Origin of the sequence: Yeosuana aromativorans (genome assembly GCF_014646655.1) — a bacterium.
In the GTDB taxonomy this organism is placed as follows: Bacteria; Bacteroidota; Bacteroidia; order Flavobacteriales; family Flavobacteriaceae; genus Yeosuana; species Yeosuana aromativorans.
On sequence record NZ_BMNR01000002.1, the window covers coordinates 429,451 to 452,963 of the forward strand.

General features: G+C 33.8%; 24 protein-coding genes. 14 read left to right on the forward strand and 10 right to left on the reverse strand.

What is annotated here, in order from left to right:
- Nucleotides 1-71: 71 nt before the first annotated feature.
- Complete coding sequence (locus IEW94_RS05210; protein WP_308423683.1) at nucleotides 72-1,838, reverse strand: adenosylcobalamin-dependent ribonucleoside-diphosphate reductase; 1,767 nt, start codon at nucleotides 1,836-1,838, stop codon at nucleotides 72-74.
- Between the two features lie 69 nt (nucleotides 1,839-1,907).
- Here IEW94_RS05210 and IEW94_RS05215 point away from each other — a divergent pair, with 69 nt between their 5' ends.
- The gene (locus tag IEW94_RS05215; RefSeq protein WP_188650728.1) at nucleotides 1,908-2,354 is read left to right on the forward strand and encodes a DUF2267 domain-containing protein; all 447 of its coding nucleotides are present in this window, start codon (nucleotides 1,908-1,910) and stop codon (nucleotides 2,352-2,354) included.
- Nucleotides 2,355-3,280: 926 nt separating this feature from the next.
- Here the strand turns inward: IEW94_RS05215 and IEW94_RS05220 are convergent.
- The 4 genes from IEW94_RS05220 to IEW94_RS05235 form a co-directional block, all read right to left on the reverse strand.
- A complete protein-coding gene (locus tag IEW94_RS05220) occupies nucleotides 3,281-3,667 on the reverse strand; it encodes a hypothetical protein (RefSeq protein ID WP_188650730.1) in 387 nt (128 codons plus the stop codon).
- 6 nt (nucleotides 3,668-3,673) lie between these two features.
- Complete coding sequence (locus IEW94_RS05225) at nucleotides 3,674-4,522, reverse strand: universal stress protein (protein ID WP_188650732.1); 849 nt, start codon at nucleotides 4,520-4,522, stop codon at nucleotides 3,674-3,676.
- 129 nt (nucleotides 4,523-4,651) lie between these two features.
- Nucleotides 4,652-5,707, reverse strand: a complete 1,056-nt coding sequence (locus IEW94_RS05230; RefSeq protein ID WP_188650734.1) for a response regulator — start codon at nucleotides 5,705-5,707, stop codon at nucleotides 4,652-4,654.
- 85 nt (nucleotides 5,708-5,792) lie between these two features.
- On the reverse strand, nucleotides 5,793-7,673 hold the full coding sequence (locus tag IEW94_RS05235) for a PAS domain-containing sensor histidine kinase (RefSeq protein ID WP_188650736.1): 1,881 nt from the start codon (nucleotides 7,671-7,673) through the stop codon (nucleotides 5,793-5,795).
- Between the two features lie 178 nt (nucleotides 7,674-7,851).
- Here IEW94_RS05235 and IEW94_RS05240 point away from each other — a divergent pair, with 178 nt between their 5' ends.
- The 7 genes from IEW94_RS05240 (at nucleotide 7,852) to IEW94_RS05270 (ending at nucleotide 12,118) form a co-directional block, all read left to right on the forward strand.
- Nucleotides 7,852-8,244, forward strand: a complete 393-nt coding sequence (locus tag IEW94_RS05240) for a hypothetical protein (RefSeq protein ID WP_229669456.1) — start codon at nucleotides 7,852-7,854, stop codon at nucleotides 8,242-8,244.
- A 2-nt stretch (nucleotides 8,245-8,246) separates the two neighbouring features.
- Nucleotides 8,247-8,645: a DUF302 domain-containing protein gene (locus tag IEW94_RS05245; protein ID WP_188650740.1), complete on the forward strand. Its 399-nt coding sequence runs from the start codon at nucleotides 8,247-8,249 to the stop codon at nucleotides 8,643-8,645.
- On the forward strand, nucleotides 8,635-8,934 hold the full coding sequence (gene trxA, locus IEW94_RS05250; protein WP_188650742.1) for a thioredoxin: 300 nt from the start codon (nucleotides 8,635-8,637) through the stop codon (nucleotides 8,932-8,934). Before IEW94_RS05245 ends, trxA begins: the two co-directional genes overlap by 11 nt.
- An 83-nt stretch (nucleotides 8,935-9,017) precedes the next feature.
- Nucleotides 9,018-9,638: a WG repeat-containing protein gene (locus IEW94_RS05255; protein WP_188650744.1), complete on the forward strand. Its 621-nt coding sequence runs from the start codon at nucleotides 9,018-9,020 to the stop codon at nucleotides 9,636-9,638.
- Nucleotides 9,605-10,732, forward strand: coding sequence for a site-2 protease family protein (locus IEW94_RS05260; protein ID WP_229669457.1), 1,128 nt, complete (start codon nucleotides 9,605-9,607; stop codon nucleotides 10,730-10,732). The genes IEW94_RS05255 and IEW94_RS05260 overlap by 34 nt, the downstream gene beginning before the upstream one ends.
- A gap of 199 nt (nucleotides 10,733-10,931) precedes the next feature.
- Nucleotides 10,932-11,822, forward strand: coding sequence for a DnaJ C-terminal domain-containing protein (locus tag IEW94_RS05265; protein WP_188650747.1), 891 nt, complete (start codon nucleotides 10,932-10,934; stop codon nucleotides 11,820-11,822).
- Nucleotides 11,822-12,118: a chaperone modulator CbpM gene (locus IEW94_RS05270; protein ID WP_188650749.1), complete on the forward strand. Its 297-nt coding sequence runs from the start codon at nucleotides 11,822-11,824 to the stop codon at nucleotides 12,116-12,118. Before IEW94_RS05265 ends, IEW94_RS05270 begins: the two co-directional genes overlap by 1 nt.
- 21 nt (nucleotides 12,119-12,139) lie before the next feature.
- Here IEW94_RS05270 and IEW94_RS05275 read toward each other — a convergent pair whose 3' ends face one another.
- Nucleotides 12,140-12,541: a hypothetical protein gene (locus tag IEW94_RS05275; protein WP_188650751.1), complete on the reverse strand. Its 402-nt coding sequence runs from the start codon at nucleotides 12,539-12,541 to the stop codon at nucleotides 12,140-12,142.
- Between the two features lie 179 nt (nucleotides 12,542-12,720).
- On the opposite strand from IEW94_RS05275, the gene IEW94_RS05280 reads away from it, so the two are divergent.
- From IEW94_RS05280 to IEW94_RS05305, 6 genes are all read left to right on the forward strand, one after another.
- Nucleotides 12,721-13,413, forward strand: a complete 693-nt coding sequence (locus tag IEW94_RS05280) for a DUF6799 domain-containing protein (protein WP_188650753.1) — start codon at nucleotides 12,721-12,723, stop codon at nucleotides 13,411-13,413.
- Between the two features lie 67 nt (nucleotides 13,414-13,480).
- Complete coding sequence (locus IEW94_RS05285; RefSeq protein ID WP_188650755.1) at nucleotides 13,481-14,428, forward strand: MipA/OmpV family protein; 948 nt, start codon at nucleotides 13,481-13,483, stop codon at nucleotides 14,426-14,428.
- A gap of 96 nt (nucleotides 14,429-14,524) precedes the next feature.
- A complete protein-coding gene (locus tag IEW94_RS05290; RefSeq protein WP_188650757.1) occupies nucleotides 14,525-15,118 on the forward strand; it encodes a CDP-alcohol phosphatidyltransferase family protein in 594 nt (197 codons plus the stop codon).
- 15 nt (nucleotides 15,119-15,133) lie between these two features.
- Complete coding sequence (locus IEW94_RS05295) at nucleotides 15,134-16,357, forward strand: metallophosphoesterase (protein WP_188650759.1); 1,224 nt, start codon at nucleotides 15,134-15,136, stop codon at nucleotides 16,355-16,357.
- A gap of 274 nt (nucleotides 16,358-16,631) precedes the next feature.
- Entirely contained in the window at nucleotides 16,632-19,433 is a 2,802-nt protein-coding gene (locus tag IEW94_RS05300; protein ID WP_188650761.1) for a T9SS type A sorting domain-containing protein, read from the forward strand.
- Nucleotides 19,434-19,763: 330 nt separating this feature from the next.
- Entirely contained in the window at nucleotides 19,764-20,432 is a 669-nt protein-coding gene (locus IEW94_RS05305; RefSeq protein WP_188650763.1) for a BON domain-containing protein, read from the forward strand.
- Nucleotides 20,433-20,558: 126 nt separating this feature from the next.
- Here IEW94_RS05305 and IEW94_RS05310 read toward each other — a convergent pair whose 3' ends face one another.
- The 4 genes from IEW94_RS05310 to IEW94_RS05325 form a co-directional block, all read right to left on the reverse strand.
- Nucleotides 20,559-20,765 carry a dodecin family protein gene (locus IEW94_RS05310; RefSeq protein WP_188650765.1) on the reverse strand — a complete coding sequence of 69 codons (207 nt, stop codon included), beginning with the start codon at nucleotides 20,763-20,765 and terminating at the stop codon, nucleotides 20,559-20,561.
- Between the two features lie 176 nt (nucleotides 20,766-20,941).
- The gene (locus IEW94_RS05315) at nucleotides 20,942-21,934 is read right to left on the reverse strand and encodes an MlaD family protein (protein WP_188650767.1); all 993 of its coding nucleotides are present in this window, start codon (nucleotides 21,932-21,934) and stop codon (nucleotides 20,942-20,944) included.
- 10 nt (nucleotides 21,935-21,944) lie between these two features.
- Entirely contained in the window at nucleotides 21,945-22,730 is a 786-nt protein-coding gene (locus IEW94_RS05320) for an ABC transporter ATP-binding protein (RefSeq protein ID WP_188650769.1), read from the reverse strand.
- A complete protein-coding gene (locus IEW94_RS05325; RefSeq protein ID WP_188650771.1) occupies nucleotides 22,727-23,497 on the reverse strand; it encodes an MlaE family ABC transporter permease in 771 nt (256 codons plus the stop codon). The genes IEW94_RS05320 and IEW94_RS05325 overlap by 4 nt, the downstream gene beginning before the upstream one ends.
- Between the last annotated feature and the right edge of the window lie 16 nt (nucleotides 23,498-23,513).

Genomic DNA, 23,513 nt, shown 5'->3' on the forward strand with positions numbered 1-23,513 from the left:
CATTATGTGGTTATGACTAAAATTAAATACTATACCATTCAATCACAATGATATATATCAGACAGAAACCTTTAACAAGCCTCACTATTGTTTAGATTACATTTTTGGATTACCTGGTTAATTTTGCTTCCGTGACGGTAAACGGTAATTCCTTTAAGTTTATATTTCCATGCAGTCATAAAGATTCTTGAAATATCTTCTTCGGTTGTATCCTCGCAAAGATTTATGGTTTTTGAAACAGCATTATCAGTATGTTTTTGAAAAGCCTGTTGGTGCATTAAATGGTATTTCCAAGGAATTTCCAAACTGGTCTTAAAAATTGATTTTATGGACTGCGGAACCAATCTTGTGCTTTGGATGCTTCCTGCGTTTAAAATTGTCTTTTTAAGCTTATCGTTCCAAACGTTTAATTGCTTCATTTTCTGAATAAAAAGTTTGTTTATTTCAGTTTGTCTTTTGTTTCCTAATATTCCTATACGGTCATACGCTATTGCAAATAGCGGCTCAATAGAATAAGACGTGTCTGCAATAACAGAAATGGTTCCCGTTGGGGCGATGCTATTGCAGGTTGCATTTCTCAATTTAAGGTTAGGAGCGTAAATACTGTTTTTCCATTCCGGGAAAACACCACGTTCCCGTGCCAATTTTTCTGAAGCTTTATAACTTTCATTTTTAATAAATTGCATAATCTTTTCAGCTAATGAAACTGCCTCTACTGAAGCATAAGGAATTTCCAAAAGAATAAGTAATTCGGCCCAACCCATAACGCCTAAACCTATTTTTCTGTTGGCCATTGTTATACTTTTAATCTGGGGCAATAAATAATGATTTAAAGTGATAACATTGTCCAAAAAACGGATGCCCAATTGAACTGTTTTAGTCAGTTTTTTCCAATCTATTTCAAATTTTAGATCCTTCTTTAAAATCATTTTTGAAAGATTAACAGACCCTAAATTGCAGCTTTCATAATTTAGCAGTGGTACCTCGCCACATGGATTGGTACTTTCAATATCCCCCATTTTAGGTGTTGGGTTTAAAATATTGATGGTGCTTAAAAAGATAAGTCCCGGGTCTCCAGTGCGCCAGGCCTGATTCACAATTAATTGCCAGATTGCCTTAGCCTTGACAACCTTAGCCACTTTTTTAGTGTGCGGGTTAATTAATTGCCAACTTAAATCCTGTTGCACAGCTTTCATAAAATCGTCTGTTATTCCAACAGATATATTAAAGTTTTTGATGGCTTTTTTACTGGATTTTGAGGTAATGAATTCCTCTATATCTGGATGATTTACATTTAAAATAGCCATGTTTGCACCTCTTCGCTTGCCGCCTTGCTTAACATATTCTGTGGCAGCATCATAAACTTTCATAAAAGCCACTGGTCCTGAAGAAGTACCACTTGTAGTGCTCACAAAATCATTTTTTGGACGAAGCTTTGAAAAGTTAAATCCTGTTCCGCCCCCACTTTGGTGGATTAATGCAGCATGTTTTAAGGTGCTAAAAATTGCCTCTAAACTATCCGCAATTGGAAGCACAAAGCAAGCACTTAATTGTCCGTTCCTACAGCCTGCATTCATTAAAGTTGGGGAATTGGGCAAAAAAAGCAGATTATTTAGAATTTCATAAAACTGCTCTTCAAAAACATTTTTTTGTTCTTCTTCACAGCTTGCTACACATGTTGCCACTCGTCTAAAAAGCTGTTGAGGGGTTTCAATAATGTTGCCATCACGATCCTTTAAAAGATAGCGTTCTTTAAGAATTTGCAAAGCATTTTTAGATAAAGAAGTCACAATTAACCATACTATAACCCTAATGTATAAACAGTTGGTTTTTAACACACTGATTTATATCATTTGTTACATCCCTAGTAGTTAGCATATTTACATATAAACTATAATAAACAGACCATGGCACTTAATTTCACACAATTCGCAACTGAAGGAAATACCTTTTTAAAAAAATATGCAAAAGAGATGAATTTGGCCAACAATACAGATAAAGCAGGCCGAATACTTTCTTCTATTTTACATGCCTTAAGAGATGTCATAACAACTCAAGAGTCATTACAATTAATCTCACAGTTCCCCATGTTCTTAAAAGCTGTTTATGTTAATGGGTGGACCATTCAAAAAAGACAAAAAATAAAAACCATGACCGAATTTATTGATTTGGTCAGGAAATATGATGGGGTAACATCGGTACACGACTTTGAATCAGACGAAGTTGCTGAAAATTACATTGATACCACTTTTATCATATTAAGAAAGTATATTTCTTTAGGAGAGTTGGAGGATTTAAGGACCGTGCTCCCAAAAAATCTTAAATCCATGATTTACCAGAACATTATGTTTTAAAAAAAGGGAAAAGATATCTTTTTCCCTTTTTTTGCATAATAGCTTTAAGTATAAAACCATATTTGCAATTGATTAATAGCCTATAAACAAAAGAAACAGGAAGCCGAAACTTCCTGTTTCCTGTCAAAACATTTGATTTTATTCATCAACCCTATTTGGTCATTAACTTAACTTCATTTCTAAAACTTAACTTTATTCCTAAACTTAAATTAATCCATCAGCTAACAAATAGCTTCAAATGTTTCTAAACCAGATTAAGCCTTTTACAATGAAATCCCTGGTTTTTTTTTAAGAAACAGGAAGCCTGAGCTTCCTGTTTCCTTTCAAAGCATTTGATTTTATTTATGAACCTTTTCTAATCATTAACTTTACTTTATCTCTAAAGCTAGGTTAAATCTTCAGTTAAAAAATATACCCAAATGCTCCAAAACCAGACTTAGCATCTCTATAATGAAAACTCTGGTGTATTTTTTAAGAAACAGGAAGCCGAAACTTCCTGTTTCTACAAAGTATTTAATTTCATCAATATGACTTTCGGTTTTCTGCAACACACCCTTATCTCTAAGAAGCATGTCTGGGTTTTCTGGTCATACAATAGCTTTAAACACTTTGTTCCGGCCCCATCGTCTTTCAACAATGAAACCCGGTTTTTTTAAGAAACAGGAAGCCAAAGCTTCCTGTTTCTCTTTTAGAGTTTAATTATATTATTCAATTTTATGCCTGTTAACATAATCTTCTTATATGGAATTGAAAAACTCAATTTAACTAACTAAGAATAACTAATACAAATACATTTAATGAAATAATAGCTTCAAACTCTATTTTATGTTTCCTATAAATATTTGAAAGAACGTTTTAATTATGATGCTAATATACATCACCATTTATGGATTTGAAATGATGGATATCAGTCTGAGAAAAAAAATCTAAGTGGGAAGTATACCATATACCATGTTCAATAAAAACAACCCTATAAAGAACAACAACATGTATATTGTTTGGACAAATTTTATGTTAATAAGTTCTAGACTTGGAATAGTCTTTTTTGGAAATATAAACAAGGCCAACCCCATGAACAGCGATATCCAACCTATCAATGTAATTATGAGTTTCCAATTCAGTTCCCAAATATTATGAAATATGATATTGAGCAAACCTATGATTATTGCTAAAAATGCCGTGATTATCAAAAATTTTTCATCATTTAAATCCTTGAAAATTTGTTTTATACGTTGAGGGTTGAGACTTAGTATCAAAAAGAAAATAATAAGATACCAACCCCAAAACTTTGCTAAGATAAAAGACGCATCCATATCCATTTATTTTTTTTCGTGCAACACTAAAAACGGGATCTCTAAATGATAGCTCATTTCTTCAACTTTTGAATGGAACAATAGCCTTTGGAAATAATTCAAGTTTTTTGCAACCATACAGATCATATTTATCTGCCGACTTTCAACAAAACACTGTATCGCATCTTCAATATTTTTACTTGTTAAAAAAAACAGATTATAACGGCATTCTGTAAAATAGTTTTCCAAAAATTCTTTGTTGATGTTTTGGTACGCAGTCAAATCTTCTTTCTTTTTTCCAACATGAATAATTTGCAAGGACGCTTCATGTTCCTGTAAAATATCCAATAGAGGTTGCAACGTGTTAATATCATATTCCAAAGAGAAATCTGTTGGAAATGCTATTTCCTTTATGTTACCAAAACTGGCCTTTTCAGGGATGGCCAAAACATTGCAATTTACTTTTGTAATGACATCGCCTGTGTTTGAACCTATGATATACTGATTCATCCCTGAAGCACCTTTCGTGCCCATTACAATACAATCTATTTTCTTTTCAACTACTATGTTTTTAACAGATTCTATAAAGAATCCATAATCTGTGAGTGTATGAAATCTGTGGTTTTTATGCTGTGGAAATTGACTCGAAATACGTTTTAAAATATGTCGCAATTTTATTTTTGATGGTTTTGTATAAACCTCTTCAACAATTTGGTTTGTGGGCGCATACGGAATATCCCCTGTTATCAAATAGCTCAATTTATCAACATGCAATAAGTAAAAGTCACAGGTTGAATGCTCAAAAAACTTTAGGGCATAATTTATGGCGTTCCATGAGTTTTCTGAGAAGTCTGTCAATAATAATATATTTTTCATATTAAAAATATTTACCTATTAAATTTAAACTTAAGATACTGGCCACGAAATGACATTGCTCATTCAGAGGCTCTTATCCTGAGAAAATAATTTCTAGCTTAAATTAAGCTGTCTAAAGAAGTAAAGGGATTATTTGATTTTTTTCAACCTTTCAAAGTCCATGATTTTAAAATCCTTGCCATCTGCCTTAACAATGCCTTGGTTTTTAAATATGGTAAGCGCTCTTATAAACGTTTCTGATGCTATTCCTGCTATACTTGCCAAGTCGCTTCGTGAAATTTTTATGGTATCGCCAGCTTTGTAGTTCAGCTTTTCTGCAAAATTCAAAATGGTTGTAGCTGTTTTTTTATTGACCGAACCGTATGCCATTTGTAAAAGCTGCTCTTTTAAAGTAGCAACGTTTTCAGCCAGTAGTTCTATGAGTTCTAAAACTACTTTGTGGTTAGAGTTCAATATGTTTTTAAACTCTATGGTAGAAACACCAAATAACCTGGTATGGTCTATGGCCTTTGCCGTTTCCTTAAATGGCACATTGTGGATAAAGGAGGTAAAACCAAACAAATCATCTTCCTTAAATAATGCAGTTGCCAGTTCTTTACCTTGTTCATCTATCTTGTAGGTCTTTACGGCACCATGATCTATTAAATAGATATAATTGGAGTGCTCACCTTCCCTGTAAATGATATCATCTTTATTGAACTCAAAAAGTGCTCCATAATCATCAAAATAATTTTTTAGATCATTCAATGTCTTTATTTCGGCATCATAAGGTATGGCTTCAAGCACAATGCTATTGGTTTTTGGCTCATCCATCTTATATGCTTTGGCCAAACGCTTTTCAATTACACTCAAAAGATCTTCTTCAGTAAACGGTTTGGTAATGTAATCATCAGCTCCTAAATTCATGCCTTTCCGTATATCTTGGTTTTGGCTTTTCACGGACAAAAAAACAAACGGTATATACTTGGTTTTTTTGTTTTTTGAAAGTTTCTCAAACACCTCATAACCATCCAATTCTGGCATCATAATATCAGACAGAATGATATCTGGCAGGTGCTTTTCTGCCATGCTCACACCTAACAACCCGTTTGAAGCTGCAATGACCTTGTAGTTGGCCAACTCCAAAATTTCTGTGGTGTTTTCCCTTAAAGCACGGTCATCTTCTATCAATAAAACTGTTTTCATGTGCCTATGATATTTGTTTTACAATGGTCATGTGGAATATCACCAATAAAAATCCTATTGTCAACTATTATAAGGCTTGGATGTTTCATTGTTTGGCAGTATTGGGTATGGACACTGTAAACGTTGAACCTTGTTGTTCCTCACTTTCAAAATAGATGCTACCGTCTAAATGCTCCAAATGGTTTTTAACAATGTTCAATCCTATTCCTGTGCCCTCTGTATTAATGACGTTTTCGGCTCTATAATACCGTTCAAAAATGTTGTTCTGGTCTTTTTTGGGGATACCAATTCCAGTGTCCCTGATCTTAAATGTTGTTATCTGGTCGTTTTGGTCTATATCTAAATAAATATTTGAATTCTCTGGAGAATATTTAATGGCATTATGAATTAAATTTGATAATATCAATTCAATAATTTTCTCATCTTGATAAAGTGATAATTCTTCGCTCTTTTCTGTGTATTTTATTTGTTGGCCTTCTTTTAAGAGCATTCTGGCATTAAAAATAACCTCATCAATAATTTTGCTCATTTTAAAATAAGTATATCTATAACTTAGCTTACCAGACTCAAATTTCTCAATGGATAAAAAACCATTTAATATATTATTTAATATATGGGCCTTCTCTGTTATGGTTTTAATGTGTTTATCCCGCTTATCCTGTTGCTCTGTCATTTGGTATTTGCTCAATAACAATGCAGAGGTTAAAATAGCACTTAAAGGGGTTTTGAACTCATGTGACAACTGTGCCAAGAATTTGGTTTTTAGTTGATTGACCTCTATCTCTTTATCAAGCACTTCTTTAAGTTGCTGTGTTCGCTCTTCAACAATCCTTTCTAGTTTAGCCGTATAGTTTTTGCGCTCTGTGATGTCCAAAATGATAGCGACAAACACCTGTCTGTCTCCTAAATTGGAGAGTTGCAAATGGGTTTCAACCGGGTATGTGGTTTCGTCTTTTCGTTGGTGAACTGATTCAACTTCCAATTTTTCCACATTCTTTTTAAGCAAAACATCCACAACCTCTCTAAACTCTGTTTCATTTTTATAAGGTGTTATGTCAATTGGTGTCATGTTGGCCAATTCTTTCATGGTATAACCAAGGTTTCTTTGGGCACCATAATTAACGTTTATGAACTTTAAGGTTTTGGCATCAAAAACATGGATTTCATTTAAGGACCTATCAAAAATTGTTGACAAATGCTGGCGCTCATCTTCCTCTTGTTTTCTTTCTGTAATGTCTTGATGGATGCCAATAAAATTTGTTACCAACCCATCATTATCAGTAATGGGCATAATAAATAGCTCGTTCCAGAACAAGGTTCCATCCTTTTTATAATTTTGTAGGATTGCTCGACAACTTTCACCGTTTTCAATAGCTTTCTTTAACTTTTCAATTGTCTCCTTATCGTCTTTTGTCCCTTGAAGAAATTTACAACTGTGATTCAATATCTCATCAGGACCATACCCAGTTAAATTTTGATAGGCCGTGTTGCAATATATCACAGGATTGCCATGCTTAAAAGTATCGGTTATGATAATGCCATTGGTTGCAGATTCCAAAGCCCTGCTTTTGATCATTAATTTTTTTTCTATTTCCTTTTGTTCGGTTATGTCACTGATCAATGCCATTACAAACGTTTTATTATAAATAGAAAACGGAATTAATTCAATATCCAATTCAATAATATCACCATCTTTTTTTATTCCAAAAATATTTTTTGAATCGGTGATTCTTGTCCTGGTTCCAATTTTAAAAAATTCTTTGAAATGTGCCGAAAGGATTTTGTGATAGTTAGACGGAAGCAGTACGTTTAAATCCTTTGAAATCAATTCGTCTTTTTCGTAGCCAAAAATACACTCTGCCGCTGTATTAACTTGTGCGATTTTTTGATGGTTATCAACAATAACAACTGCTTCGGAAATAGCTTCTAAAAGAATGCTTGATATGTCTTCTGCCTGCCTAAACATAATATAATCGGGTTTAAAGAAAGGATTACTTATGCTATTATTGGGTGGCCCTATAAAGTTACGAAAAAAATAGTAATAAACATATAATTCATGCATAATGATTTATATCATAACATATTAACAAACAAGATTTTAAATTTATAGAAATGATTATCAGATTATGGGAAAAAGAAAACAAATGACGCTTAAATTTTATCAAAATCTTGGTAAGCTATTTTATGCCGTTGCGGCCGTGGACAAAAATGTAGAAGCGGTTGAATTTGCAAAATTAAAAGAGCTTGTAAAAAAACAATGGTTAAATCTGGATACCATTGAAGACACTTTTGGTTCCGATGCGGCCTTCCAAATAGAAATTGTATTTGATTGGTTGAATACCCAAGGAAATTTAAACGCTAAATCTTGTTTTGACGATTTTATTGCTTATAAAAACAAACAAAACCATTTATTTACAGATACCGTAAAACATTTGATACTAAAAACAGCCCATGCCATAGCGGCATCCTTTTCGGGCATCAATAAATCAGAATTGATTTTTCTTGCTAATTTAGACAGAGAATTAAAAAATACATAATTATGACCTATTATTTTAACACCACAGTATCCGGTGAGTTTGACACTATTACTGAAAAAGTCACACAGCTTTTAAAAGAAGAAGGTTTTGGTGTGCTCACCGAAATAGATATCCAAAAAACCTTAAAAAATAAACTTGATGTGGATTTTAGGAAATATAAAATACTTGGAGCCTGCAATCCACCTTTTGCCTATCAGGCTCTGCAAGCTGAAAATAAAATTGGTACCATGCTGCCTTGCAATGTTATTGTACAAGAACTAGAAACCGGTAAAATAGAGGTCGCAGCTATCAACCCAATGGTTTCCATGCAAGCGGTTAAAAATGACCAGCTTGAAAATATAGCCCAACAAGTAAGCAACAAATTAAAACATGTAATTTCAAACCTAGAAAATGAAAAGTAGTTTTAATGATATCATAACATCCAACCAACCCGTTTTGGTGGATTTTTATGCAGATTGGTGTGGCCCTTGTAAAATGCTTGCACCCATTTTGAAAGAAGTAAAGCAAGACCTGAAGGATTCCATAAAAATAGTGAAAATTGATGTTGATAAAAATCAGGTCCTGGCCAGTAAATATCAGGTTAGAGGTGTGCCCACTATGATGCTTTTTAAAAACGGAAAACAATTATGGCGCCAATCTGGGGTCCTGCAAAAACATGACATTATCGCTGTTATAAAACAGCACCTTTAGGAGCTGGTTTATAGTGATTGATATCATTTCATGATAGACAAAAAGGGCCTATTTTTAAGTTAATAACTTAAAAATATTTTGTCATGAAAAAAGGTATAAATCTCCTTGCAGCATCACTTTTGTTTTCTGCTATAATTTGTGCTCAAACTATTGAAAATATTGATTACATATCAAACTTTAATGATGGTCTTGCCGCCATTAAAAAAAACAACCAATGGGCATTTATAAATAAAGAAGGTAATATAGTTATAGACTTTAGAAATGATCTGGTTACTACCAAACTTGACAACGGCGATTTTCCAATATTTTATAATGAAAGATGCTTAATTAAAAAAGAGCATGAAGGCATCTCTTATTTTGGATATATAGATACCTCTGGCAAAACAGTGATTGAACCCCAATACTTGAATGCTTACAACTTTAATAATGATAAGGCCATTGTATTGGTATTGATAAAGCAAGAAATTGGTGAAAACGAGGTATTAGGTAAAAATATTGTTTATTACAGGTATTATGAAGCTGTTATTGATATCAACGGACATGTCAATTTTTATTTAACTCCAAAAGGGTTTAATGTAGTCTTGGATGAAAAGCATCTGAGAACACCCCCTAAAATTACATCCAGACGCCTGTCTGATAATCTGTATGCCATATGGAACAACAATAAGAAATGGACGATACAAACCATGGTGGAACCAAACTAATTATAATGAAAGCAAATCTAAACTTGGGAGCAGTTTCTGGCATTAAAATAAAAGTTCATTGGACTTTTTTGTTTTTAATTCTTTGGATTGTGTTCAGTGAAATGAAACGAGGTGGCAATACAGATAGCATTTTGTTTAATGTTGCATTGGTGCTGACTGTTTTTTTATGTGTGGTGCTTCATGAATTAGGACATGCCCTGACCGCTAAAAAATTTGGGATACAAACCCAAAAAATTACCCTATTGCCCATAGGTGGGATGGCTACTATGGAAAAAATCCCTGAGTCACCAAAGCAAGAATTACTTGTAACATTAGCTGGTCCATTGGTCAATATCGTTATTGCACTACTACTCTACTTCATTATACCAGTTAAGGAATTAATACAATTAAATTTTACCGAGGCCTTTGAAACCTTCAGCAGGTTTACACTTCAGAATTTTTTATTCTACTTGTTTGTAATAAATATTGCTTTGGTTGTTTTTAATTTAATACCTGCTTTCCCCATGGATGGTGGACGTCTTTTAAGAGCCTTGCTAGCAATAAAGATTAATCGTGTTAAAGCAACACAAATTGCTTCAACCATTGGGCAATTTATAGCCGTTTTATTTTTACTCATTGGATTATTGTATAATCCTTTTCTCGTTTTTATAGCACTTGTTATTTTTTTGGGAGCTTATGGAGAAAACCAAATGGCACATCACCTAGAACTCCTTAAAGGCCATACAGCTAAAGAGTCATCAATAACAAACATAACAATCTTTAGCCCACAAGATACAATCTCAAAAGCTGTAAAAGCAGTGATTACAAGTACTGAAAATAATTTTGTTGTCATTGAAAATAATGCGGTTAAAGGGCTATTGTTTTATCAGGACATCTTGGAAAATGCAAAAAAAGAAGATACTTTAATTGGCGATGTTATGACTACCTCGTTTAAGACTGTTGATAGCAATGATGATCTCAAAAAAGTATACCAACAAATCCATGGTCAAAAAAATTCATTTTTCCCTGTTTTGGAAGACGGTAAATTAATAGGAGCCATTGATGCTATAAATCTTAATGAGTTTATTGTTTTGCAATCCAAACGATTATCTTAACCAAGGCCCTTCAAAACAGAGCGCTAAAGAGATATTTGGTTTGTTTTATTTTGACTATTTGGTTTGCTGTTGTTTTTAACGCTATAAAACTTTTTGGCTTTTCATTTAAATTTGCCTAATTAAAAGAGATGATAAAAATCATATAAAATGCATACTTTTAAAGATATCTTTAGTAATTGAACCAAAAAAAGAGGCGTATATGGCGTTTATAGATTATTATAAAATTTTAGGCGTTTCAAAAAATGCAACTGAGGCTGATATAAAGAAAGCATACAGGAAATTAGCGCGCAAATACCATCCGGATTTAAATCCGAACGATAAAGTTGCCGAAAAAAAATTCAAGGAAATCAATGAAGCCAATGAAGTTTTAAGCAATACCGAAAACAGAAAAAAATATGATAATTATGGTGAGCATTGGCAACATGCTGAAGAATACGAAAAGACAAAACAGCAATATCAAAGACAAAATAGCAATCAAAGAGCTTCATCACAATATAGTCAGGCCGATTTTTCAGATTTTTTTGAAAACATGTTTGGCGGTACATCTTCAAGATCACGAGGTAGTGGCCAAGTAAGATTTAGAGGGCAAGACTTTAATGCCGAGCTGCAATTGGATTTAAAAGATGTTTATGCAACACATAAACGCACATTAACCGTTAACAATAAAAATATAAGGATTACCATTCCGGCCGGTATTGAAAACGGACAAACCATAAAAATTAAAGGACATGGCGGTCCTGGCGTAAACGGTGGCCCAAATGGCGATTTGTACATTCAGTTTTCTATTGTAAACCATTCTAAATTTAAACGCGATAAAGATAACCTCTACTTAACAGTAGACTTAGATTTATATAAAGCATTATTGGGAGGTGAACTCATGGTAGACACTTTTGATGGAAAGGTAAAACTTAACATCAAGCCAGAGACCCAAAATGGTACCACGGTAAAACTAAAAGGCAAAGGATTTCCTAGATATAAAAAAGAAGGACAATACGGCGACTTATATATAACCTTTCAAATTAAGCTTCCTGAAAACCTTACAGCCCAAGAAAAAACACATTTTCAAGAATTACAAAAACTTCGTAAATAATGGACACAACAGATTTAATACCCGTGCAATTACTTTGTGAACGTTATGATATTCCCATATCATTTTTAGATACATTGCAAGAATTTCAACTAGTCGAAATAATTGATGAAGACAATAGCCTGTATATTCACACCAAACAAATAAAAAAAGTTGAAAAAATGATGCGTTTACACTATGATTTGGAAATTAATTTTGAAGGTCTTGACGCTATCCATAATCTGCTTAACCAAGTTGAATCGTTAAAGAAAGAAGTAAAGATATTGCGCAACAAACTAAGGTTTTATCAAGACCTATAAATAATTGCAAGAGCATGAACATCAGTTTCTACGTCGCGTATTTGTTGAGCTCTCGTCGTTAGTGCTTCTCCTTCCTTTTATATTGGTATAGGTATTCCTGTGGTATTCCTTGATGTTATCGCCATAATAATTATCAACTCTAATCTGTTTTGCATGTTTAAAATTTACACCATTAAATCTGGGTGGCAAAATCTTTACGGTTGTCCAAACACCATTATCAAAATAAATATAGCTACTTAGTGATAAATCATAATAAACAGAATAGTCTGGAAAATAGACATATCTTAAATGAACGACCCTGTTGGGGTAAAACCAAGGTGGCGTTTGATGGTTATATCCTCCTGAAACGATAACTGGCCCACAACTTTCCAAACATAACAGGCTGATTAAAAAGCCTATGAAAATTATTTTGAATGCTTTCATGACGTAAGTTTTTAAAAAGTAAAGGAACTTAATATTAGGCTTTCATCCACTGATAATTATCAATGACCTTAGAAATCAATAAAATTATTTGTAGGAAATATTCTGACTGATGGATATCATTTAGAAAAATATGGCATATAGGTATTTTTAGGTAGATATTAATTTAAATAACAAATACCATGAAAAGATTAATTTTTTTAGGAGCGTTGGTAGTTATGGCAACTTCAACATTTTTTGCACAAGACAAAATACAAGATAGAGATCAAGACAGAGATCAAGATCGTATCATGTTAGTTGATGGAGATGTATTACAAATTCGGGATCGTGATCAAATTAGGTTAAAAGACAAAATTGTATTAAACGATGGAACCGTTGTAAACCCAGATGGAACATACATGACCAAAGATCAGGAAAGACTGCGCTTAAAAGACGGTGAATGTTTAGATAATGATGGTATAAAATATCGCAATGAATACCAATATCGTTATAAAGTTGAACAAGAAAACAAAGGGTTGGCACAAAACCAAATTCAAGAACGCAACAATAACAGATACCAAATAATGCTTATTGATGGCAATGCCTATCAAATTAAAAATCAATCCCAAAATAGGATTAGCCAACAAGTAAGACTTAATAATGGGACTATTGTTAATCCTGATGGAACCTATCAAACTCAAGAACGTGCACAATTACGCCTTCAAGATGGTGAATGCTTAAATGCAGATGGTGAAAAGTTTAAAAACATGTTTCAACAAAGAAAAATGATTACTGAAAAAGCTTTGAATAAAAACATGAACAAAAACATGAATAAAAATAAGATTCAAACAAAACCAGAAATTCAAAAACAAACCAAGAAAAAAGGAATTTCTTAATTAAAAAAGTAAAAAGGGATTTTAAAGTAACTTAAAATCCCTTTTTACAAATTAAAGACTTTTCATCATGAAACCTTACAACATTATTCTTAGCCTTTTTGTGTTAGTTATTTTAATTAACAATCCAATATTGGCACAAAATAATACGGATGCTATGCAGCCTAAGAAAAACAATGGTTCTTCTTATTTTTCATTAAGCTTAAATTATATAAGTGATGCTGTTTATTTAGGCAGAAAAGACTCCATTACGGCACCCTATTTATATCCATCCATTTCATATCACAACAAAACGGGTCTGTATGCAATGGGCTCATTTTCCTATCTTACAAAACCTGATGAAAGTAGAATAGATTTATTTCTAGGGAGCTTAGGGTACGATTTTACCAATAAAAAATTTAGTGGGGACATATCTTTTACCAAATACTTTTTTAATTCTGATAGTTATAATGTTATTTCTGAAGTTGATGCAGACATTACAGCCAGTTTAAAATATGATTTTAATCTTATCAATCTAATGTTATCATCAACATGTTTTATCAATAAAAACGGCAACTCAGATTTTTTCATATCATCTGAGATAAGTCACGATTTTGTCACTACAGATAAAAAAATCCAAATATCCCCAAGTATGGGCGTTTATTTTGGCTCTCAAAATTTTTATGAAGAATACTATATATACAATCGGTTTGGCAGTGAAAGAACTACTGGTTCTGGACAAGGTTCTGGACAAGGAACTGGACAAGGAACAGGTGGCACAGGAGGCACAGGAGGTACTGTTATAACAACAGAAACAACAACGACAACCGTAATGCTTCAAGAAAGCAAAAAATTTGGGCTAATGGCCATAGAGTTTAGTGTTCCTATTTGGTACATTAACAAACCTTTTATAGTATCCTTTTTGCCCACTTTGGTCATACCACAAAATCCGGCAACATTAACAGTAGATTCCGAAGTTTATAAAGAAGATTTAAAAAGTACATTTTATTGGATGGCTGGAATAAGTTATAGATTTTAAAAACAGTTGCACTCCATATTTTGTAATTAATACAAGAACTTATCATTCCTGTTTTGATTGGGATATACTAATTATATTTTATTAAGCAAAAAAGGTATGCTCACATTTAAAAACTTTAATATCGCCGATTGGTTTTCCTTTTACCGAATATTTGCGACTCCTTTTTTGTTTATTTTAATATGGTTTGATCTAAGACTGATATTCACATGGCTATTATTAATAAGTTATTGTACAGATGCCATTGATGGTTATTTAGCTAGACGCCTAAAAATAACAAGCCCCAGAGGGTCACAACTTGACTCGTTTGGAGATCAAATAACACTTATTGTAGGGTTGATTGGATTGTTTTATTTTGAAACCGATTTTATTAAAGCAAACATATGCTTAATACTCATTGCATTTATACCCTATATCATTCAAATGCTCATTGCCTATTTTAAATATGGCAAAGCAACAGCTTTTCATACCTATTTGGCAAAACTAAGCGCTGTTTTGCAAAGTGTATTTATACTATGGTCATTATTCTTTACGCCAGAATACGTCCTTTTTTATACTATGATTATTATTGGCTTATTGGAAACCTTTGAAGAAATCGCACTTATTTTCATGTATGATAATTGGGCCTCAGATGTAAAAGGCATGTATTGGGCCTTACGTGACAAACGCCGTTTGAAAAAGGAAACACAGTAATGTAAAAATCATCTTATGCGCAGCTTTTCTCTATTGAGCATCTTACTATTGTGCCTGGCCATTGTATTGGTAGACATTACTACATTTTATTGGTTACAATCCATTACAACCTTTATTTCGTCTCCTATATTAAAAAAAGCCATACAGGTTCTGTTTTGGGTTTTTACCGTTGGCTTAATAACAGCAATTATAGTTCTTAAAACCACATTGGATGACATAAACCCAAAACGAAAACATTTACTTATTTCATCGTTGTATGGCCTTACGGTTTCATCATTCATACCCAAAATAATATTCGTGATAATTGTTTCACTATTATTTTTCACCAGAACGTTAATTCCTGAAAAAGTATCTGTTATAATGGTTCCAGTTATAGGCCTCTTTTCAGGATTTCTTCCATTTTTTGTTATTGTTTATGCCATTTTTAAAGCGGCATATCACTTTAAGGTCTACCATCATAACATATCTTTTGATCAATTACCAAAATCGTTTCACGGATTAAAGATTGTACATATATCCGATTTGCATATTGGAGGATTCAATTACCAATATAAAATACTGGGACGCGCTGTAAAACTTATTAACAAATTAAAACCCGATATTATTTTCTTTACAGGAGATCTGGTAAATAATTATGCATGGGAATTACGAGGTTGGGAGACTGTTTTAGACAAATTAGTTGCAAATATGGGGAAGTTCGCCGTTTTGGGCAATCATGATTACGGTGATTATAGTGAATGGGACACAACCGAAGAAAAAGAAGAAAACCTAAATACCATTAAACAGTTTTACAAAAAAATAGATTTCACTTTACTGCTGAACCAATCCCGAATCATTGAAAACAACCATGAACAAATAGCACTAATAGGTGTTGAAAATTGGGGAAAACCTCCTTTTAAGCAATATGGAGATTTGGAAACCTCTTTGAAAAATGTAAGCACCATTCCTTTTAAAATATTGCTCTCTCATGATCCAACACATTGGAGCGAACAGGTCATTGATAAAACCGATATTGCACTAACGCTATCAGGGCATACACATGGCTTGCAGCTGGGTTTTAATTATAAAAAACTAAAATGGAGTCCAATTAAATATAAATATAAACATTGGGCCGGTTTGTATAAGCACAATAAGCAATATCTACATGTTAATCGTGGTTTAGGCTGGTTAGGTTTTCCGGGAAGGATAGGTATGCGCCCAGAAATTTCAAGTATTGAATTAAGTTCTTCTGGCTTTTAATTTAAAACGATTGCTATGGTACCCAGTTATTTTACTGCTTTTATTAAACAATGATAAATCATGTCATGTGTTTACGGGTTATTAACACGTCCTCCTTTTGTTCATAAAATACAATGATACTGCTTGCTACTTTTTTATTGAACTGATGCTCATCATTGATATCGGTGTTTGTGATACGTATATTAAATTCGTTTTAAAAGTATGGTTTTCAACCAAATATATGGCTTGACATAATTTTAAACTAAAACTAATTGTTTAATTAAAACATGTAATCATGAAAGCACTAACTACTCTTTTAAAAGTCATGATTTTTATGCCTTTCATCGTTATCTGTTCTAGCCAAACCATAAATGCGCAAGGCGGATATGGTGGTGGCGGAGGTCACGGTGGCGGAAATGGCGGCGGTGGCGGAGGTCACGGTGGTAACGATGATGGTGAAACTGCAGGAAATAATTTATCCTTTCCGGTTATTTTCGCAGACGGGGGCTCAAAAGTATTGCCCGGTACTATGGGAGCCTATTCTCTTGAAGGTGTTTGGTGGTATGTTTGGGGCGAAGACCCTATTGATCCACAAGCACCACTCTACAGTTGTGAGCCTTTAGACAATACCAGTGGTAAATGTAAAGATGGTTCAGATCCTGGTGATGGCATTTCTACAGTATATAAAGCATACATACAAAAAGATGCAAAGAATATTTGGCAAGCTTATAATACCAGTGTCCCAGCTGGGGAGACCCTAAATATTGATTATGTTGACTGGGGAGACAATCTTGAATCTTTAGACTGGACTCTGACTTCGCAAGTGAGAACAGAAATGGTTTTATTACAGGATATAGATTCTGTAACAGAGTTTAGTATGCGACATGTTGATAGTTGGGGCATTGATGAAGTTCATGGTTTACAAACCACACTTCAAGATCAAGTCATTTATGGTCCAGGTACACAAGCTACTGTTTATACTCCAAATGCCAGATTTACCGTTCAAAAGCTAAATGTTGCAAGTTTGGATCAAGTTACCGATAAATTATCGTGGGAACCTAAAATGGGATGGACCGAAGTAAATCCTTCAGACAACATGGTGAATGATGCCATTTTTAATATGGCTGTTTCAGAAGCAGGTGATGGTCCTGGATATTATAATGCTGAAATTAATGTAAAAGGTAAAATCATTTATGGCTATACTTGGAATGTAAGGGAAATGAATGAAGGTTCTGGATACTACAGGCTTACGTTTAGCTTTGATGAAGGCAATGAAGCAATAGGCACCGCAAAATTTGATGAATTCACTCAAATTATAGTTCCTATTGAGGAAGAAGAAAGTACTGAAACAGCAAAAACTACAGAAACTCAAGAAGCTCCCGGTGGAGGTGGCACTGCCGTAATGGATTGGCTTAATAACCTGACTTACATGGATGTTTATATTAAAGCAAAAGGAGGAGATGCCGCATCAGTTGCAATAACTGGTTTAAAACTCATTGATGCAGATAATGATGTACCTCTTGGCAATCTTACAAATGAAATGATCATAAATATCAATGAAATTCCGGTTTCAAATCTTAGCGTTGAAGCATTAACAACAAGTGATGTTGGTAGTGTTAAATTTGAATTAAGTGGCGACAAATCCGCAACAAGAGTTGAAAACGTTTCGCCTTATTCTCTTTATGGTCAAACAAACGGCAACTACTCTGGAAGAGACTTTACAACAGGAAACTATAATTTAACGGTGACTCCTTACTCTGAGGATAACTTGCAGGGTGACGTAGGAACACCTTTAACAGTGTCATTTGAAATAGTATCTGCGCCACCAGATGATAATGAAAAAGCAGGAAACAATTTATCCTATCCTGTAATTTGGGCCGATGGTGGTTTAAAAACGCTACCGGGTACTATGGGAACCTATTCTCTTGAAGGTGAATGGTGGTATGTTTGGGGCGAAGATCCTATTGATCCACAAGCACCTATTTACAGTTGTAAACCAATGGCTGGCAATAGTGCAAAATGCGAAAATGGCGAAGATCCCGGTGATGGAAACTCCATGGTCTATAAAGCGTATTTACAAAAGGACAAAAACAATACCTGGCAAGCCTATAATGAAGCAGTGCCAGCCGGAGAGACCATGTATGTTGACTGGATTGACTGGGGCGACAATCTTGAATCTTTAGCCTGGAAAATCAATTCGAAGGTGAGAACTGAAATGGTTTTATTGAAAGATATAGATTCTGTAACCCAATTTAGTATGCGTCACGTTGCTGGCTGGGGTACCGATGAAGTTCATGGTTTACAAACAACACTAAATGATGAACCTGTATATGGTACAGGAACTCAGGCTACCATTTTTACTCCAAATGCCAGATTTACCATTCAAAAATTAAATTACACAAGTGAAAGCATTTCTCCTACCAGACTTAATTGGGTTCCTGGAATGGGATGGACAGAAAAAGAAAATGAAGCTTATGACATTGTTAATGAGCCTATACTAAATATGGCTGCGGCCGATGCTGGCGATGGTTCTGGCTACTATAGTGCAGAGATCAATGTAAAAGGTAAAATAATTTATGGATATACATGGGATGTAAGCAACTTGAATGAAGGAGAAGGATACTATAGATTAACCTTTAGTTTTGATGAAGGTGATGAAGCAAAGGGCACTGTTAGATTTGGTGAATCAACTAAAATTGTGATTCCTATTGAAGAAGAATCTTCAGACGTGGCAAAAACCACTGAAGATGGTCCCGGTGGAGGTGGTATTGGGATAATAGATCATTCTAAAAATCTGACTTATATGGATGTGCTTATTGGTGAATCTGGTGGCATAGCATTAAAAGTACAAAGTTCTAAAATGCTACCGTTTAATATCTATCCAAATCCAACATCAAATAAAACTGTTAACATTCAAAATACTACCGGCAACCTGCTAAGCATTTATAACACGCTTGGCCAAGAAGTATTTAAAACAAAAATTAATAGCCCTTATGGCATTCAAACACTTAATTTGAGCACATTGCAATCAGGCCTGTATTTTGTAAAAGTTAGTGATGGTCAAAATTCATCAGTTAAAAAATTGATTTTAAAATAAACAAAACAATTAAACTTTGAATCAAATGAATCCCTGATAGATTTAAAATCTCTCAGGGATTCATTATTAAAGTATATAAGATAACTGATTTTTTGAAAAATTCAATACATCTGAAAGTACATAAAAACATAAAATATCATTCTATTTTTTAGAAAAGCAAAGAAACATTATTACTAAAATACACTGAACTGATAGGTGTAATTACTAACCTATGTTAACAAAACCAACATAAGGTAATTTTGAAATTCAAGGTGGCTGACACATATCATTGCCATTTTCCCACTACGAGCTTATTTTTATATCAATCAGAATCCATTAAATAAAATTATCATGAAAACAGATTTAAAAATCAAGCAAGACGTTCTTGATGAACTAAAATGGCAGCCTAACATTGATGAGACACAAATAGGCGTTATTGTTAAAGATGGCATTGTAACGCTTGAAGGTACTGTTGACTCCTACACAAAAAAAATAGCAGCAGAAAAAGCCGTTAAAAATGTATATGGTGTTAAAGCTGTGGTTGAAGACATTAAAGTTAAATACAATGCTGGTGATAGCAAAACTGATGAAGAAGTTGCAAAAGCAGCTGTTAACGCTTTGCAATGGAACGCTTCAGTGCCCAGTGATACGGTAAAAATCAAAGTAGAAGATGGTTGGGTTTATCTATCTGGTGAAGTTGCTTGGGAATATCAAAAAAACGCTGCTAAAAATGCCATTACAAAACTATATGGCGTTAAAGGTGTTGTTAATAATATTTCCTTGAAACAAACATTAACCCCTTTTGAAGTTGAAAACAGAATCGCTAAAGCCTTTGAAAGATCAGCTAAGCTTGAATCTAAAAAAATTAAGGTTGAAGTAGATGGACATACTGTTAGATTAAACGGTACCGTTCATTCTGTTGCTGAAAAAGAAGAAGCTCGCAAAGCGGCCTTCTTTGCACCAGGAGTTACCAAAGTAGAAAACAACCTGATTGTTGATTATTATCCTGAATATGCTTAGCATTTATGGCATTGTGAATTGAGTGACAAAAACTAAAAGCCCTGTCCGTTAAAACGGACAGGGCTTTTTAATTTCTTGCTAATACATAGCTTGCTAAATCACTCTAATTGACACTCAAAAACCAATCTAATCGTTTTTAATATCAAAGGTTACTTTTGTAGCCACTCTATATTGTGATATTTTATTGTTCACAACAGTTACTTGCATGTCTTTTACATAAACCGATTTGATGTGATTTACAGTTTTTGAAGCTTCATTAATTACATTTTGAATGGCGTCTTCAAAGCTCTCGGTAGAGTTCCCTAGAATTTCAATAACTTTTAATACAGACATAATATTTATTTTTTTGATTAATATATCTGTAAGATAAGATTGCAAACATGAATTTGAAATGATATAAATCACTGACCCTAAATAACCTAAAAGATAATTTAACACATCCATTAATCTAGATCATTTTTCATTATGTCAAAAAACGGCATTCAGTCAAACATAAATTAACAAATCACTTATTGCTGTTTTTTCCTTTCCTCTTTTTCTTTTTGCTTTTCCAATTTCCTGAAATAACCTCGTATTAAAAAATTATGCTTTAAAGCCTCCATGTTCTGGTTAAACTTGTCTGTTCCTTCATTGATGTTTTTAAGTGTGGACTGTAAACTATTGACCAGTGTTGTATCATTTACTATATAGTTATAAGCACCATCACCTGAATTAAAATCAACAATGGTAGTGTCAATATTGGCAATGACATTTTGGATTTGCTTGCTGGAAGCTTCAAGATTGCTCACAATAACTTTAAGATTTTGACCAGATACGGAATCATTCAACAACATGCCCAAAACGGTATTATCATTTGTCTTTAAGGATGTAATAATCTGATTAATCTCACTAATGGTATTTGAAGCATCACGGCTAGCTACCTTCAAATTTGTTACTGACTGTCTTAATTCTTTAGCCATAATGGTATCATTAAGCAATACGGCCAAGGTTCCCTTGCCCTTAATCATGGCATCGGTAATTTTTATTAAATCTGACGTAAGGATGGCTGCATTTTCAGAGCTTACACTTAAGGTACTCAAGATATCATCTGCACCAATTTTACTGTATGAAGCAATAATATCACCATCGGCAATGACTTCATCTGTTCCTTTTCCCGGAACAATATTGACAATCATGTTCCCAACCAACCCATCAGAGCCAATAGTGGCAATGGCATTTTTTTTGATATGGGCAATGATTCCTTCTTCAATATTCATATCTACTTTTATAGTGGAATCGTTGGTCATGACTATGTTTTTTACCGTTCCAATATTAATTCCGGAATACCTTACATTATTGCCCTTTTGCAGCCCATTCACATTTTGAAAATAAGCACTAATGGTGAATGTGTTTTGAAACATATTTTGTTTTTGCCCAATAAGATAGACGGCCAACACAAACAGCGTAGTACCAATAATAACAAAAAGTCCCAATCTTATTTTTTGTGAATTTGTATTTTTCATGTGTTTATATTTATTGTTTGAAAAATGCCTTTACTTTAGGGTCCTTGGATGCTGAAAGCTCTTCAAAAGTTCCTTCGGCATAGTTTGTTCCATCAATCAATAATATCATCCTATCTGCAATAACCCTGGCACAGTCCACATCATGTGTAATGATAAGGGATGATGTATTGTATTTTTTTTGAATATCCTGCATTAATATGATGATTTCTTTTGCCGTAATGGGATCCAATCCGCTGGTTGGCTCATCATATAAAATAATCTTTGGCTGAAGTATGAGCGTTCTGGCCAAAGCCACCCGTCTTTGCATACCACCTGATAATTCAGCGGGCATTAAATCCAATGTATGAGCTAATCCAACATTCTTTAACGCTTCAATAACCAATGTTTCAGTATTGACATTTTTACCAAGTTTTTTATAATGGTGTCTCAACGGAAATTCCAAATTTTCTCTTACCGTCATGGAGTCATATAAGGCACTTCCTTGAAATAAAAACCCAATATCGGCTCTCAAAATATCCAATGATTCTTGATTAAGTGACGTAATATCGTGGTGCATCACAATTATTTTTCCACTATCTGCTTCCATTAAACCCACAAGGCACTTGATCATTACCGATTTTCCTGATCCGGATTTTCCCATAACAACCAAATTCTCCCCTTTGTACAATTTCATACTAAAGTGTTTTAGAACATGATTGTCATCAAAGCTTTTATTCAAATCTTGCAATTCAAGAACCACTTCCTCACTGGATTCTTTCTTTTTGTCCTTTTCTAATATGGCCTGTTGCTTTTTCATAAGTCATAAAAAATATCAGCCACAAAAACGGCTATAAAGTCAATAATGAACAGTAACAATGATGTAAAAACTACCGCAGAATTTGCTGCTATTCCCACCCCTGCTGTTCCTTTTTTACAGTAATAGCCCTTAAAACAACCAACAAGGCCAATGGCAAGCCCAAAAAAGAAGGATTTAACCGTTGCAGGAACTATGTCACCAAACTCCAAAGAATCAAAGACCTGATTAAAGTAAAGGGCAAATGACACATCCCCTTTAAGGTGCTCTACCAAATAAGAACCATATAAAGCAATGGCGTCGCCAAAAATGACTAACAAAGGAATCATTAATGTTGTTGCCATAACGCGGGTCACCACTAAATATTTAAAAGGATTGGTTCCTGATACTTCCATGGCATCAATTTGCTCAGTAACACGCATAGAACCCAGCTCGGCTCCAATTCCAGATCCAATTTTACCGGCACAAACCAATGCTGTAATCATAGGGCCTATTTCCCTAACAATAGAAATACCAACCATGGACGGCATCCAAGATACCGCTCCAAACTCCATTAATGTTGGCCTGGTTTGTAAGGTAAGTACCAATCCAATAATAAAACCAGTAATACCAACCAATAACAAGGATCTGTTCCCAATGCTGTAACATTGTCTTAAAAACTCTTTAAACTCATAAGGTCTCCTAAACACCTCTTTAAAAAACCGAATTGTAAAATAAGTTAGTTCTCCAATTTCCATGAAGAATGACTTTATTTTAATCCATATTAGCATAAAGCATATAAATGTA